This window comes from Serratia sp. Res13-Sevr-LER1-36-b (assembly GCF_015673035.1).
Classification (GTDB): domain Bacteria; phylum Pseudomonadota; class Gammaproteobacteria; order Enterobacterales; family Enterobacteriaceae; genus Chania; species Chania fonticola_C.
In genome coordinates, this window is sequence record NZ_JADACK010000019.1 from 45043 (window position 1) to 58687 (window position 13645).

General features: G+C 54.5%; 17 protein-coding genes. 4 read left to right on the top strand and 13 right to left on the bottom strand.

All coding sequences use genetic code 11. The annotated features are described in order from the left end of the window. Window positions 1–28: 28 nt before the first annotated feature. The 5 genes from IMQ33_RS13515 to IMQ33_RS13535 all read right to left on the bottom strand — a co-directional run bounded on the left by IMQ33_RS13515 (window position 29) and on the right by IMQ33_RS13535 (window position 2555). Window positions 29–679 carry a DUF4310 family protein gene (locus IMQ33_RS13515; protein ID WP_024483730.1) on the bottom strand — a complete coding sequence of 217 codons (651 nt, stop codon included), beginning with the start codon at window positions 677–679 and terminating at the stop codon, window positions 29–31. 11 nt (window positions 680–690) lie between these two features. Next, a complete protein-coding gene (locus tag IMQ33_RS13520) occupies window positions 691–1467 on the bottom strand; it encodes a DUF4311 domain-containing protein (RefSeq protein ID WP_021180718.1) in 777 nt (258 codons plus the stop codon). Between the two features lie 86 nt (window positions 1468–1553). Then, window positions 1554–1850 (bottom strand): DUF4312 family protein, encoded by a 297-nt coding sequence (locus IMQ33_RS13525; RefSeq protein WP_024483731.1) that lies wholly within the window; start codon window positions 1848–1850, stop codon window positions 1554–1556. Next, a complete protein-coding gene (locus IMQ33_RS13530; protein ID WP_021180720.1) occupies window positions 1850–2215 on the bottom strand; it encodes a glycine-rich SFCGS family protein in 366 nt (121 codons plus the stop codon). The genes IMQ33_RS13525 and IMQ33_RS13530 overlap by 1 nt, the downstream gene beginning before the upstream one ends. Before the next feature lie 37 nt (window positions 2216–2252). Then, window positions 2253–2555, bottom strand: a complete 303-nt coding sequence (locus tag IMQ33_RS13535) for a glycine dehydrogenase (protein ID WP_370572534.1) — start codon at window positions 2553–2555, stop codon at window positions 2253–2255. 466 nt (window positions 2556–3021) lie between these two features. On the opposite strand from IMQ33_RS13535, the gene rnk reads away from it, so the two are divergent. Continuing rightward, the gene (rnk, locus tag IMQ33_RS13540; RefSeq protein ID WP_021180723.1) at window positions 3022–3432 is read left to right on the top strand and encodes a nucleoside diphosphate kinase regulator; all 411 of its coding nucleotides are present in this window, start codon (window positions 3022–3024) and stop codon (window positions 3430–3432) included. 42 nt (window positions 3433–3474) lie between these two features. Here rnk and IMQ33_RS13545 read toward each other — a convergent pair whose 3' ends face one another. Continuing rightward, window positions 3475–4263, bottom strand: a complete 789-nt coding sequence (locus tag IMQ33_RS13545) for a sulfite exporter TauE/SafE family protein (protein WP_196062327.1) — start codon at window positions 4261–4263, stop codon at window positions 3475–3477. A gap of 117 nt (window positions 4264–4380) precedes the next feature. Between IMQ33_RS13545 and IMQ33_RS13550 the strand changes: the two genes are divergently transcribed. Next, the gene (locus IMQ33_RS13550; protein ID WP_196062370.1) at window positions 4381–5145 is read left to right on the top strand and encodes a helix-turn-helix domain-containing protein; all 765 of its coding nucleotides are present in this window, start codon (window positions 4381–4383) and stop codon (window positions 5143–5145) included. Between the two features lie 42 nt (window positions 5146–5187). Here the strand turns inward: IMQ33_RS13550 and cybC are convergent, their stop codons facing one another. Together cybC and pmbA are read right to left on the bottom strand one after the other, a co-directional pair. Further along, a complete protein-coding gene (gene cybC, locus IMQ33_RS13555) occupies window positions 5188–5574 on the bottom strand; it encodes a cytochrome b562 (protein WP_196062328.1) in 387 nt (128 codons plus the stop codon). A 284-nt stretch (window positions 5575–5858) separates the two neighbouring features. After that, window positions 5859–7199: a metalloprotease PmbA gene (gene pmbA / locus IMQ33_RS13560; protein WP_024483736.1), complete on the bottom strand. Its 1341-nt coding sequence runs from the start codon at window positions 7197–7199 to the stop codon at window positions 5859–5861. A 201-nt stretch (window positions 7200–7400) separates the two neighbouring features. On the opposite strand from pmbA, the gene yjgA reads away from it, so the two are divergent. Beyond that, window positions 7401–7949: a ribosome biogenesis factor YjgA gene (gene yjgA / locus IMQ33_RS13565; protein ID WP_021180727.1), complete on the top strand. Its 549-nt coding sequence runs from the start codon at window positions 7401–7403 to the stop codon at window positions 7947–7949. A 33-nt stretch (window positions 7950–7982) separates the two neighbouring features. Here the strand turns inward: yjgA and IMQ33_RS13570 are convergent, their stop codons facing one another. The 5 genes from IMQ33_RS13570 to aaeX form a co-directional block, all read right to left on the bottom strand. After that, on the bottom strand, window positions 7983–8282 hold the full coding sequence (locus tag IMQ33_RS13570) for a barstar family protein (protein WP_065684756.1): 300 nt from the start codon (window positions 8280–8282) through the stop codon (window positions 7983–7985). A gap of 4 nt (window positions 8283–8286) precedes the next feature. Continuing rightward, window positions 8287–8736 (bottom strand): ribonuclease, encoded by a 450-nt coding sequence (locus IMQ33_RS13575; protein WP_021806977.1) that lies wholly within the window; start codon window positions 8734–8736, stop codon window positions 8287–8289. Between the two features lie 207 nt (window positions 8737–8943). Beyond that, window positions 8944–10911, bottom strand: coding sequence for a p-hydroxybenzoic acid efflux pump subunit AaeB (gene aaeB / locus IMQ33_RS13580; protein ID WP_065684757.1), 1968 nt, complete (start codon window positions 10909–10911; stop codon window positions 8944–8946). After that, window positions 10911–11846, bottom strand: a complete 936-nt coding sequence (aaeA, locus tag IMQ33_RS13585) for a p-hydroxybenzoic acid efflux pump subunit AaeA (protein ID WP_021806979.1) — start codon at window positions 11844–11846, stop codon at window positions 10911–10913. The genes aaeB and aaeA overlap by 1 nt, the downstream gene beginning before the upstream one ends. 7 nt (window positions 11847–11853) lie before the next feature. Continuing rightward, window positions 11854–12057: a p-hydroxybenzoic acid efflux pump operon protein AaeX gene (gene aaeX / locus IMQ33_RS13590; protein WP_021180732.1), complete on the bottom strand. Its 204-nt coding sequence runs from the start codon at window positions 12055–12057 to the stop codon at window positions 11854–11856. 327 nt (window positions 12058–12384) lie between these two features. On the opposite strand from aaeX, the gene aaeR reads away from it, so the two are divergent. Next, on the top strand, window positions 12385–13296 hold the full coding sequence (gene aaeR / locus IMQ33_RS13595; RefSeq protein ID WP_024483740.1) for an HTH-type transcriptional activator AaeR: 912 nt from the start codon (window positions 12385–12387) through the stop codon (window positions 13294–13296). The last annotated feature ends 349 nt before the right edge of the window (window positions 13297–13645 follow it).

Below are 13645 nucleotides of genomic sequence, written 5' to 3' on the forward strand. Positions count from 1 at the left end.
GGCAGTTGACCCAGGGCTTGGGACTTGATTAAGAAATGGCTACCGGGAAGAATGCCCCCAAGATCATGGCCCCCAGGATCGCGCCGCCGGTGATCGGCTTGCCCCAAATATAGAACAGCAGCGCACCCAGCAGGGAACCCAGGCCGATCGGGATCGAAGCGGCCATGGCAGACAGGATGATCAACGGCCCAAGGAAACGCCCGGAAGAGTTACCGGCCCCCATCATCACGTCCGCCCCGTAGGTGGAGTTGCTCTGATTGATGGTAAATTTACGCGCCAGGATAATCAGGTAACCAATCGCCAGGCCAATGACCAGGCCAGTCACCAGCGAGGCGGCAAAGTTGGCTACCGGGAAAACAATCCCCGCCCCCAGCAACAGCGCAGGAACACCAAGGCCAACCCCGGTCTGGATCGCCCCGCCAATATCCAGGATCCCTACCAGAGAGCCTTCGATAATACGGGCAAACAGGAAGCTGGCACCGAACGCCGCCACCGCACCGTAAACCCCGGTGTCCATCCCGGCACGCAGCATGGAAACGAAAGCCACTTCGTTAAACGCGCCTATGCCATACAGGTAATACATGTGTGTCCCGGCGAACACGCCGGACGAGAGCAGGCCAACAAAAATCGGGAACGACCAGTCGGCATACCAGAAGCCTTTGTCTGCTTGTGCTTCCATCATTCAGCTCCTTATTTTCCGCTCAGGGTGTTATGAATGGCATCCAGCCAGCCAGGCACGCCCAGGCTGAAGGATTCGAGAACTTTCATATCAAAGCCGCGGAAGAAGCCGCTCAGCACGAACAGCAGCACAATCGCCACCATCATGATTTTGGTGACTTTGTTCCAGCCGCTTTCCTCAACGCCCTTGCCAATCAGGATACCCAGCACCAGACCCGGTACGGCGTTACCCATAATCAGCTGTGCCAGACCACCGAAGATGGTGCCCCAGAAGCCAGAACGTTTGCCCGCTTCAATCGCCGCCAGCCAGAAGATCACCGGCATGACGGTGTTCACCAGCAGGTTGGCCGCTGGAACCAAGACTTTGATGGCCGTAACCTGCAAGGCCGCAGGCACTGCCGAAGCGGTGGTGTTAAGGAAGGCCACGACCAAAATGCCGATGATCCCGCACGCGATGGCCATCTTTTTTGGATCGTGCATGGTTTCCGCAACGTTGCGGTTTTTGATCATCAGGGCTGCTGCGCCCCAGTTAGGAATGATGCGATGGTCAACGTCCTGCGTGAAGGCCCCCGCCGCCACAGAAGACGCCCAGGCGTTGAAGAAGAAGCCCAGACCAAATGAGAAATGAGAAGCCGGATCGCCTTCGCAGGAGTTCAGCTCACCCAAGGTACGGAACGCTCCCATACCCTGCGTCGTCGGTGCGTGGAACATACGTGCGGCACCGGCCCCTACACCGACGCCAACCAGCCCGCCGATAATAATCGACTTAAATAAGATGATTAAAAACATCAGAATATCCTTCTTATGTCATGCCCAGTGGATCCCAAGACGCAGCCCTAGCGGCTATAGCTTGAAACACGACGGATATAACGTTTTTATTTCTGGGTGAAGACCACCTTTTCGGTATTGATGATCGTCACGTTCACGGTTATTTCTAATGAAACGGCATAGCTTTTTCTTTCACGCGCCAGGAAGAAGAAAAGAAATTTTTCTTTGGTGGTTCTCTCTTCCGCCTTTAATATTTTGACATCCTGCGGTTCGATACGCAGCAGAACATTATTGGTGGATTTTAAAATCACGCCCTGTACATTCGCTAATGCACCGGCAAAGGCTTTAGCTTTACTATCGCCTTTGCCCTCCACGTTAACCGAGGTGGTATAAGTCTCTTTCATTACGGATTGCCGTATTTTTTGACATACGCTTCCACTAGCCGCTGGCCTAATTCTTCTTTATCCATAAAGCCAAAGCCTAATACATTGCAGCCTTCGTTAATTGCCGTCACGCCTTCTTCAATAGAACGCATACCATATCTGGATTTATAACCATATTTGGTTTGTGCGGTGATCGCCCCAGCGCCGCCGCTGCCGCAGAAAGAAATGCCCAGTTGCGCATTCTCTGCTTTCATCACGTCACCCAACTTCATATCCGCCGCCATGCCAGGGATCACAATCACCTTGGCACCTGCATTTTCAACGCCTTGGCCTACTTTCTGGCCTTTACCCAGCCGATCGCCGATCACTACGGTAATTTGTCCCATGGGGTTTTTCTCCTGAATAATGTTAAATAATTAAACGTTATTGGTCGTTATCTTTAGCCACTTCAAAATGAACCGAAAGCAGATACGCCTCTTCAATCGGTAGCGTGGCAAACTTATTTACTACTCGCTCTGCCAGTTGCATTGAGCCGGCAGAAATTTCATCAAACAGTGATTTATCAACTTCCGGCAAAGGTTCACCCGTTATTGAGCGTAACACCATCGCGCGGATATGGGATTCCAACATTTGTTGTTGCACCGCATTGGTGTAAATATTCTCTTCACCCAACATGGCGGTAATATCGGCCAGCAGTTGAGTGGTAATCGCTGCGGCCTCACTGATGTCAGTCTGTTCCCTGTTACTTACCGAAGCAGTTCCGTCATTCACTTTGCAGTCACCTCTGGATCCAGCTATTTATCCGTTAACGGTAAAGCGCTTTACCTTTACCCGCTTTCTTTGATGTCTTTACCCTAACCCTTGGGGCATTGCTTGTGTAGCGCGTTTTTTTCCAGTTCGAACTGGAAATTAAGTGACGCCAGGGGATCCATTTCGCAAAATCGAGGGTTTTTACGCTAAGTAAATGAGATTGCAAAAAGAGTTTGCAACGCAGAGTTGCCAGTTAGCATCGCGGCGCAAAAAACTTCGTGATCGAGATCTCTTTCTTTTCCGGCCCTAACAGCCTACTATCAGTAGGACAAACCGACATTTTTCACACCCCCGCTCCCAAAGGTGCGGGGGTGTTGCTTTTGTGTTGTTTTCCGAATTTATGGCGCAGAAAGGGCGCCCTTTGATTGGACTGGAGAGTGGAATGACCAAACCAACCATTACCATTAATGAGCTGGATGCGGAACGCCTGGATGCGCTACTGGCACAGCCAGCCTTTGCCAATACTGACGTCGCCGCCGCGCTGAACGCTGAACTGGATCGCGCTGACATTGTGCCGGCATCGCAGATCCCTGCACACGTCGTCACCATGAACAGCCGCGTACGTTTTCGCGATCTGCATACTTCAGAAGAACATGTGCGCACGCTGGTTTACCCTGCCTCTCTCAAAGACAGCGCTGAACAGCTGTCGGTGATGGCACCTCTGGGTGCAGCACTGCTGGGAATGCACGTGGGTAAACAGATCAATTGGCAATTGCCAAACGGCGAAGAAGCCCGCATTGAAGTGCTGGAATTGCTGTATCAACCTGAGGCTGCGGGCGAGTATCACCGCTAAGTCAGGTTTCCGGGCGGCCATTCAGCCGCCCTGTTTGCCTCTTTACAGGCAAATCGCGATCAGCACCACCACCAGCAGCAACACGTAAATTCTGGCGTGTAGCCTGTCATCTACGCAGGGCAACACCCGTTTGGCAAACACGATCCCCGCGATACCCGCCACCAGCAGTAACCCCAAAATCAACAGATTCACATAGCCGACATAATGCGGTCCGCTCACCTTCCCCATGCCGAGATAGCTATACAAAACCGTCGCCACCACCGCGACCGGGATCGATAGCGGATTGGCCGCACTGACGCAGTGCTTCATGTCATAACCCTGACGGCGTAACAGTGGAACAGTCATCACGCTGCCCCCAACCCCCAGCATAGCGGCAATCACGCCAATTAATGGCCCACCGACCCACACCGTCGTCTTGGATAACGCCGTCTTGGCGGGTTTGTTCAGGAACCCTTTGCGCAGCAGACAATCGGCAATGGTCGCCATCATATAGAGAATAAACAGCCCGCGAATGGCGGAGTCTGCAAGCTGCATCGCGGCAAAGGCACCGATGACCGCCCCCGCGCCGATATAAAAGATCAGCGGAGTGATGGTTTCACGCAGGATATTGCCACTGCGCCACTGGGTAACGCTGGCATAGCTGGCGTTTAAAATCATGACCGCCGCCGAGGTGGCCACGGCAACATGCATCGCCTGATCGGCATGATTACCGGAGGCGGAAACCACATGATAGACGAAGGGCACCACCACAAAACCACCGCCAAAGCCAAACAGAATGGTGGTCATGCCGGTCAAAAAGCCGGTAAACAGCACCAGTAAAATATCAGCCATCACCCTGCAACTCCTCAATGTCGTTGGTCAGCTAGCAGGATAGGCGGCCTCCCTATGGCTTGCACACTATCATCGGTCAACTATCATAGCGTTTCGGCCAAAATGATAAGGCAGGCTATGCGCAATATCGCCATTGATTCCCTCGACCACACGCCAAGATCGGTAATTGCCATTGGCACCGACTATCCACCGGACTATCTGCTGCCCTTGCATAGCCACCGGCGCGCGCAGCTACTGTATGGTGCCACCGGCGTGATGCAGGTATTTACCCGGCAGGGAAATTGGGTGGTGCCACCGCAGCGCGCCGTCTGGATCCCGCCGCAGGTCGCACATGAAGTCAGGATGATGGGAGTGAGCACTCGCAGCCTGTATATCGAGCCGGACGCGCTGATCGCGCCCATCGCCGAGGTGTGCCAAGTGGTGAGCGTAACCCCGCTGATGCGTCAGTTGCTGATGGCTGCCGTGGATATGCCGCTGGTGTATCAGCAGGAAGGACGGGATGGGGCTTTGGTGGCGCTGCTGCTGCATGAGATTGCCCAGATGCAGGCATTACCGCTGCATATTCCCCTGCCGGAAGATCCCCGGCTCAGCACTCTGTGCGAGGCCTTTTTACGCCAGCCAGACGCCCACGCGCCACCAGGGCTTTGGGCAGCCAGCCTGTATATGAGCCTACGCACCTTTAGCCGTTTTTTCCGCAGGCAGACCGGGATGTCGTTTTCGCAGTGGCGTCAACGAGCCTGTGTGGTATTGGCGCTGGCACGCCTGGCGGCGGGCAACAGCGTTACCCAGGTGGCAATCGAGTTGGGTTATGAGAGTAGTGCGGCCTTTTCGGCGATGTTCCGTCGGGTATTAGGGCTGGCGCCGTCTTCTTATCTGGGGTGATAGCAATGACCGCCATCGGCGGTCACCAAGCATTACTGACGTTTAGCGGAATTTCTTATGATTGGCATCGCGGGTTTGCTTGAAGCCCTCAGCCACCTTGCGCGCGTCCTCCAGCTTGCCCTGATTCGCCAGCGCCATTGACTGATCGATCTGCCCGACCAGCGTCGCCAGCCCTTGACGAAACTCCTTCATCTCCGGGCTGTCTGGCGCTTTACTTTCCAGCTTCGGCGGTGTGCCCTTCTGGGCATCCATAGCCGCAGCACGCATATTCTGCAGGCTCTGCTTGAAGGTATCGGTGGAGTCGGTTTTCAATACAATTTTGTAATTGGCGGCCAAGGTATCCATGTCATCGGCCAGTTCGGCTGCCATCACCCATGAACTGGCTCCCAGCAGCGTCAGTGCTGCCAACACTTTCAATGTCTTCTTCATGCTCACCTTCCAGTTATTGTTTTAGTTAACCCGTTATAAACATAGGCATGGAACGGTAAAACCGATACCTGATATTTGTAAGGAAGGTTGAAGCGGGGAGTTGGGAGGAGCATATCAGCCCTGACCCTCTCCCAAAGGGAGAGGGAACCAATCGAGTTCATTGATTGCTCTGCGTAATACCTTGCTTTCTTTGTTCTTACTCCCGACTTTCCGAAGCAGTACGGACCAACCACGAACTCTGGACAGCTCCCTCTCCCTGTGGGAGAGGGTTTCGGTGAGGGGTATTACTGCCCTGCGATCTTCATTTCCGGCAGCAGCACGGAACCGCACTGGATATTGCTGCGCAGTTCGATATCGCTGCCGATGCTGACGATATTGCGCAGCATATCCTTCAGATTGCCGGCAATGGTGATCTCGCTGACTGGATACTGGATCTCACCGTTTTCTACCCAGAAGCCAGAAGCCCCGCGTGAGTAATCGCCGGTAATCCCGCTGACGCCCTGCCCCATCAGTTCGGTGACCACCAGACCGGTGCCCAACTGTTTGAGCATGCCGGCAAAGTCATCGCCCTGACCGGCAATACGCCAGTTATGGATCCCGCCCGCGTGGCCGGTACTATGCAGCCCCAGTTTACGCGCCGCGTAGCTGGTCAGCAGCCAGGTTTCCAGCACGCCGTCTTTGACGATGTCGCGGCGCTGGGTACGTACGCCTTCACTGTCGAACGGCGTGGACGCCAGCCCTTTCAGCAAGTGCGGATGTTCTTCAATGGTCATCCACTCCGGCAGGATCTGTTTACCCAACGAATCCAGCAGGAAGGTAGATTTGCGATAGACGCTGCTGCCGCTGATAGCCCCGACCAGGTGGCCAAACAGACCGGTTGCCACTTCTGAGGCAAACAGCACCGGCGCTTTCATGGTTGACAGCTTGCGTGGGGAAAGACGTGCCAGCGTGCGGCGGGCACATTCCTGGCCGACCCACTCAGGGCTGGCCATATCACCCATAGCTCGGCCAATGGTGTAGGCATAATCCCGCTCCATATCGCCATCATGTTCTGCGATCACACAGCTGGAGAGCGAGTGGCGGCTGGAGCAATAACTTTGCAGCATACCGTGGCTGTTGCCGAAGACCTTGATACCGTAATGGCTGTTGAAGCTGCCGCCTTCGGTATTGGTAATCCGCTTATCGGCCGCCAGCGAAGCCTGCTCGGCACGGGCTGCCAGCTCGATACCGCGCTCGGCATCCAGCTCGGTGGGGTGGAACAGGTCCAGATCCGGCGCGTCAAACGCCAGCAGATCTTTTTCCGCTGGGCCAGCATGGGGATCTGGTGAAGTGTAACGAGCGATATCCAGCGCCGCCTGCACGGTGCGAGCAATGGCATCCGGATTAAGATCGGTGGAAGAGGCACTGCCTTTACGGTTTTGGTAATAGACGGTAATGCCTAATGCGCCGTCGCTGTTGAATTCGACGTTCTCCACTTCGCCGAAGCGGGTGCTGACGCTGATACCGGTGGTTTTGCTCACGGCAACTTCTGCCGCATCGGAACCGGCGCGTGCCAGCTCCAGTGCCTGTGAAACGGCTTGTTCCAGCGCTTTGCGCTGCTCTGCAACTTGGGTGACTACTTTCATCAATCGGCCATACTTAATCAGAAAATCGTTGAGAAAAGTGCCGTGTCGGCATGGTTTTGCGCGCAATAACGCGCCAAAATAATTTCAGGCTGCGCCCGCTGGCCACAGCCCGATGTACTTTTGAGTCTAACAGGAACCGCGTGGAATTTCGCATAAAGCCGGCAACCTGTTAGGATTAGCCTCTTTTTAACGGAGCCTACCATGAACAAACAGCCTGAAGACTGGCTCGACGAAGTCCCGGAGAACGAAAACGAGGACGATGACGAGATTATCTGGGTCAGTAAAAGTGAAATTAAACGTGATGCCGAAGCGCTGAAAGACCTGGGAACCGAACTGGTTGAACTGGGTAAAAACGCCTTGGAACGCATCCCGCTGGATGAAGATCTGCGTGCCGCCATCGAACTGGCGCAGAAGATCAAGAAAGAAGGCCGCCGCCGCCAGATCCAACTGATCGGCAAAATGCTGCGTGCTCGCGATGTTGAACCAATCCAGACCGCGCTCGACAAGCTGAAGAACCGCCATAACCAACAGGTTTCGCTGTTCCACAAGCTGGAAGCGCTGCGCGATCGCCTGGTAGCAGAAGGTGATGACGCGATCCCGTCCGTGCTGGATCTGTATCCACAGGCCGATCGCCAACAGTTGCGCGCCCTGATACGTAACGCGCAGAAAGAGCAGGCCGCTAACAAGCCGCCAAAATCATTCCGCCAAATCTTCCAGTACTTGCGAGAGCTGGCCGAGGCACAACAGTGATCGTCAGCGGCATCGCTGCGGGATGGACCCCGTTCATCCCCGCTGATGCATCGCTGTGCTGCTCGTTTCACGGATATTGAACCGCAGGTTGCCCTCCAGCTCCTCCTCCGCTTCTTCAAACAACAGAATAATGGCACCAAAGCGGCGTTTGCTGCGGGCGTTGAGATTGAGAAATTCAATCTCGACCGGCAGGCTGATGTCGCCGGTCACCACGTCCCACAGCGCGTCCAGGTTGGCGCCAAATCCTTCACCCAATGCAAACCGCTCGGCAAAGTGGCGATAGAACGCTGGCAAGTCCGCGATCTGGTTAAAATCGAACTCTATTTTTCCCATCGGCTCACTCCATCCGCATGAAGTTCTTATAATGATCGCGCGTGACATAAATCAGACCGTCACTGGAATACAACAGCCGATCGGCACCGCGTCGGCCGCATTGGTAGTTGATATCCGCTTCGCGCCATACCCGGTTGTTGGCGGTCGGTAACTGCCCTTCACGGTTGGAAAAACGATCGCCGCCGATAGCTTTGCCCGGCAATACCTTGCACAGATTACCGTCACGCGCATCCCAACCCTGCTCACGAGCCTGTTTTTTGGTGATGTAGTAATCAGGCAGGCGCTGGTGCTGTTGCACATAGCTGACTACCCGCTGCTGCTGCGTCAGTTGTTCAATGCTCTCTGCCGCCGGGGTCGAATCGTTGGTCAGAGCCCGATCGCCATCCCCCTGCAGCGCACTGAACCCCGCCACCAGCAAAGCAATCAACATTGCAATAAGCGTACGTTTATTCATACCGTCCCTGCATATATAGCAAAAATTAATGAATCAAAGATGACCAAGATGTAACCATTTCGCATCCAAAAGGCCTGACGCCCGAGCAAAAACCGCAATTGATACGGAATTATTATGGTTAGTGAGGCCTTCCTGCGTGCATTTTAGCCCCCCGTACCGGGGAACGTAAACATGCTCAGTATAGACCTTGACGGGAAGCCGAAGATATCAATCAATCAGCGCGTGACGGTAGAGATGTAGCATATCGGCCAGGCGTTTTACCGGCCCGGTGACGCTAAGCGGAGCGAGGTTATCCACCAGCTTTTGTTGATATTCATTCATCTCTTTGAGTAACCGATCGTAGTAGTAAGCCCGCTTCACATCGTTCTTGGCGGTGACCACGTGGTCGGCGGTGCTGCGGATCTGCTTGTGGAACACCGAAAGCTCTTCCCGCTCCGGGATCTCGGTCATCTGCATCCGCTGGTGGGCAATAATCAGGTTAAGCGCCAGCCGGTATTTGGCAATGTCGTTCGGGAACATCATCAGCAGCTGGTTCAGGCGCTGATAGAGCGCGGGCAGATGGTTTTCCTTACGGCGCGCCGCTTTGGTGGTCAACGCCGAAACGGCGCTGCTGACCAACTGATTCATCAACGTGCGGCCGGTACGTTCACGTGAGGTATCACGGATCAGGAACAACACGATCATCGCCACAAAGCAGCCGATAATCTGGCCGATGGCGCTGTCGATAAACGAGGAGACATGGAAACTCATCGGGTTGCTCAACACGATGATGTTAATGGTACTCGCCAAGGTGCCCAACGATCCCAAACGGCGTTTCTGCACTTCGATACCGATGACAAAGGACATGATGCCCAGGCTCAGACACAACAAGAACATGCTTTGCTGGGTCTCTGGCAGAATAAACATATAAAACAGCGCACCGAGCGGTAACGCCACCAGCACGCCCAGCAGGAAGTCGAGCGCCATCATTTTTGGATTTGGCGTACGCATCGCCAATGCGGTCACGACGGCGATCATCACCATACAGCCGCTGCCGGACGTCCAGCCGGTCCACAGCCAGAACAGGCAGCCTATTGAGGTCGCCGCCCAGGCTCGCAGCCCGTTGATCATCGCATGGTGGCCTTCCGCCGACGGCCTCTTCACCACCACTTCCCCGGCCAGTATCTCGTTTTCTACCGCGTTGATGCCGCTGTTGGTATGCACGCCTTTTGCCACCAGCAGATAGCGCGTTGCCGCCCCCACCCAGCCGGTGACCGTTGGCAGATGTTCATCACTACGGTTGGTTGACAGCACCTGACGCACCAGCTTCAGGCGCTTGCGAACTTCCTGCGCGGTTTCCGCCGGGACCATCAGCAGCTCGCGGATATTTTCCTTCACCACATCCGGATGATTGAGCAAAATCAGGTAGGTTTCACAGGCCTGGGTGATCAACGTCAGCGAAAGCGTATGCAGCGCATGCAAGCGGCTGTTGACCCGCTGCCAGCGTGACGACTCCAACATCAAGTGACTGCGCATCCCGTTAATGGCGGTGGTGCTTTTAACCAGATCGCTCCAGGCGCGGTCGATCTCCTCTTTCTCTGCATCGCTGATACACATTTGCATCAGCTTGTACTGCCCCACAATAAGTTGATCTACCGCGCGATCGATATCCTGTTTGATCGAACGCGGGGAAAACAGCAAATCGGCCAGTATCGCACTAAGAATACCGAGTACGATCTCGCTACAGCGCTCTACGGCGAACTGTGGCGCGGCCAGCAGTGAAGTGGTGGTCGTTGCGGACGTGACGATGATAATCAGCGCCGTGTAGCCTGCCAGACCCCAGGCATAGGAGTTTTCGACCTTCACCAGCGAGGAGATCCAGACACAGACCCCCAGCCAGACGCAGCAAAGCATCAACATCACCACCGGTGCACGGGCACAGGTAACGATAATCAGCAAACCGACAAAACAGCCCATAAAGGTGCCGATAATACGCAGCCAGCCACGATAGCGAATGGCACCAGAGAAAGGTTCCCCCCCGGCGGCAAATGCCGGGCCGGCAGCCACAATGGCCGCCGTTAGCACCGACCAGCGCGGGGTTTCCAGATTGAGGTGGAAACCGACAAACAGGGCGAAGACGATTGCAAAGCTGAGCTTGCAGGCAAACCGCAGCCGCAGAAAGGTTGGGTTGTTCATTAGCCGAACTCGCGCAACCGATGCATCAGCCGGATAAACGGCGAGCCGCTGTCGATGCTACGATCGTTCTTACCAGTAATGACCACGGTCGCGGTGGTACCCGCCGGGTAAGAGTGCTGCTGATCTTTCTCATCGAGGATGATTTTTACCGGCACGCGCTGCGCCAGACGCACCCACTCCAGATTGCTGTCGATCGACGCCAGCCCTTTGCTGTTTGGGGTGCTGCTACTGTTATTCACCGCCGCGGCCAGGCTATCGACGGTGCCGTGCATAATGCGGTTGCTGCCCAGCGGGGTGATCTCGGCACGATCGCCTTTGCTCAACCCTTCAAGCTTGGTTTCTTCCAGATAGGCGATGACATAGAAGCTGTTTTTCTTCACCAGCGCCACCGCAGTAGAACCACGGGTGATAAATTCCCCCGCGTGGACGTTGAGGTTGGTGACCCAACCGTCTGCTGGCGCACGCACCGTGGTCCGTTCCAGATCCAGCTGCGCCAGATCGCGCACGGCGATCGCCTTGGCCAACTGATGCTGCACGGTTTGCAGCACGTTATTGGATTGGTCGATCTCTTCTTGTGACATCGCCTGGATCCCCAAGCGCACACGGCGGCCCGCTTCACGCTTCTTCTCGGCCGCCAGCGTCTGATAATAGGCCACATCGGCGTTGGCTTCGGCCAGTGCCTGTTGGTAACGTGGTTGGTCGATCACCATCAGGATCTGGCCCTGTTTCACCAGTTGGTTGTCGGTGATTGGCACGTCGGTCAGCAAACCGCTGACGTCCGGGGCAATCGCCACCACGTCGGCGGTGAATTTGGCATCACGCGTCCACGGCGACTCGGTGTAAAACGCCCAGGCCTTGAACACGGCGATGGCCGCCAGCAGGACCAGCAGCAAGGTGATCGCAATGCGAAGTATTTTTAATGACAGAGTTTTCACAGCAGCCTCAAACGAAAAGACACGAAATCAGATAAAACAAACAGCAATACAGCGCGGTATTGAACAACGCCGGATGCCAGACAAAATCGTAAATCCCGGTCGGCTGCAACAGGCGGCGTATGACGAAGAACAGGGCCAACGACGCTAACAGCTCAAAAAATACCGGTGGGAACGACAGTCCAAAAATGACCATAACCGGAAGCAAACTCATCACTTTATCCTTAATTGTTTACTACACCGGGGGTTTTCCCTGCTGATTTCACATTCCATTTACATTCTAGCGCACGGACGCCAAACGCTATGATCTGGTAGTTGACCAGGCCATAAACCTGAAAAAGGGTTAAGCTAACAGCAGGCTTCCGCGAGAGGGAATGTATGGATAACCGGAGGGATCGTGCAGCCACGGCAGTATACCGCGGCATGGCTGACCACGCTCAAGCGTTCAGAAGATCTTTACACCCGACGCGTTATATTAGCCTGCTTACTATCAACTCATCTATAATCTGTGATCTAAATCACTTTTAAGCCAGAGTGAACAATGGAAAGACTAAAACGGATGTCCGTGTTTGCCAAAGTCGTTGAATGTGGGTCATTTACCGCGGCGGCACGCCAGCTCGACATGAGTGTTTCATCCATCAGCCAGACAGTGTCCAAACTGGAAAATGATCTACAGGTGAAGCTGCTTAACCGCAGCACGCGCAGTATCGGCCTGACCGAAGCCGGTAAAATCTACTATCAGGGCTGCCGCCGCATGTTGCAGGAAGCCGCCGAGGTCCATGAACAACTTTATGCGCTGAACAATACGCCCATAGGCACGCTGCGCATCGGCAGTTCCTCCACTATGGCGCAAAACGTTCTGGCAACCATGACCGCCGACATGCTGCAAGAATATCCTGGCTTGACGGTTAATCTGGTCACCGGCATTCCGGCCCCGGATCTGATTGCCGATGGCCTGGACGTGGTGATCCGCACCGGCGAACTACAGGACTCCAGCCTGTTTTCCAAACGCCTGGGCTCGATGCCGATGGTGGTCTGTGCCGCCAAAAGCTACCTGACTCAACACGGGACACCGCAAAAACCGGCGGATATGGTGAATTTTTCCTGGTTGGAATACAGCGTACGGCCAGACAGTGAGTTTGAATTGATGGCTCCCGAAGGCATCAGCACGCGCATTTCCCCGCAGGGGCGCTTCGTGACCAACGATTCACAAACCATGATCCGTTGGCTCAAGGCCGGGGCCGGGATTGCCTATGCGCCACTGATGTGGGTCATCGAAGAGATTAAACGCGGTGAGATTGAGATCCTGTTCAAACGCTACCATTCAGAACCCCGCCCGGTTTACGCACTGTACACCGAGAAGGACAAGCTGCCGCTCAAGGTGCAGGTATGTATCAATTACCTGACGGAATACTTTAAACGCGTGGCGGAAGTGTATCAGGGCTATCGCTGAAGCTCCCCATTATCCCTGGAGTTCACTCCAGGGTAATAAGTTTGCTGTAGCTGATATATAGCGTTTACTGCTATAAAAACGATTACTCATTTTATTAATACCAATTATCGAAAGTATTTACCTTCATTTGATTCCCATTCTCTACTGAGAACTCTGCTGTATTCATTCGGGTTAACCGATCGGTTATGCGGAAATTTCCGCCATAGTTACGGGTAATAAACCACCGCAATAATTGTTTGAAGCATATCCTGCCAATCCAACCAAAATGCTCATTCTGCTACCGCTTTCGCGTGCTTGCTTACGCCCCTGCGGGTGTGATTTATTGATGAATTGGCGCTGGTTCGCCCAA

Coding starts and splice junctions, on each gene's coding strand:
- IMQ33_RS13515 (WP_024483730.1), bottom strand. CDS start 679: ATGGAAGCACAAGCAGACAAAGGCTTCTGGTATGCCGACTGGTCGTTC.
- IMQ33_RS13520 (WP_021180718.1), bottom strand. CDS start 1,467: ATGTTTTTAATCATCTTATTTAAGTCGATTATTATCGGCGGGCTGGTT.
- IMQ33_RS13525 (WP_024483731.1), bottom strand. CDS start 1,850: ATGAAAGAGACTTATACCACCTCGGTTAACGTGGAGGGCAAAGGCGAT.
- IMQ33_RS13530 (WP_021180720.1), bottom strand. CDS start 2,215: ATGGGACAAATTACCGTAGTGATCGGCGATCGGCTGGGTAAAGGCCAG.
- rnk (WP_021180723.1), top strand. CDS start 3,022: ATGACCAAACCAACCATTACCATTAATGAGCTGGATGCGGAACGCCTG.
- IMQ33_RS13545 (WP_196062327.1), bottom strand. CDS start 4,263: ATGGCTGATATTTTACTGGTGCTGTTTACCGGCTTTTTGACCGGCATG.
- IMQ33_RS13550 (WP_196062370.1), top strand. CDS start 4,381: ATGCGCAATATCGCCATTGATTCCCTCGACCACACGCCAAGATCGGTA.
- cybC (WP_196062328.1), bottom strand. CDS start 5,574: ATGAAGAAGACATTGAAAGTGTTGGCAGCACTGACGCTGCTGGGAGCC.
- pmbA (WP_024483736.1), bottom strand. CDS start 7,199: ATGAAAGTAGTCACCCAAGTTGCAGAGCAGCGCAAAGCGCTGGAACAA.
- yjgA (WP_021180727.1), top strand. CDS start 7,401: ATGAACAAACAGCCTGAAGACTGGCTCGACGAAGTCCCGGAGAACGAA.
- IMQ33_RS13570 (WP_065684756.1), bottom strand. CDS start 8,282: ATGGGAAAAATAGAGTTCGATTTTAACCAGATCGCGGACTTGCCAGCG.
- IMQ33_RS13575 (WP_021806977.1), bottom strand. CDS start 8,736: ATGAATAAACGTACGCTTATTGCAATGTTGATTGCTTTGCTGGTGGCG.
- aaeB (WP_065684757.1), bottom strand. CDS start 10,911: ATGAACAACCCAACCTTTCTGCGGCTGCGGTTTGCCTGCAAGCTCAGC.
- aaeX (WP_021180732.1), bottom strand. CDS start 12,057: ATGAGTTTGCTTCCGGTTATGGTCATTTTTGGACTGTCGTTCCCACCG.
- aaeR (WP_024483740.1), top strand. CDS start 12,385: ATGGAAAGACTAAAACGGATGTCCGTGTTTGCCAAAGTCGTTGAATGT.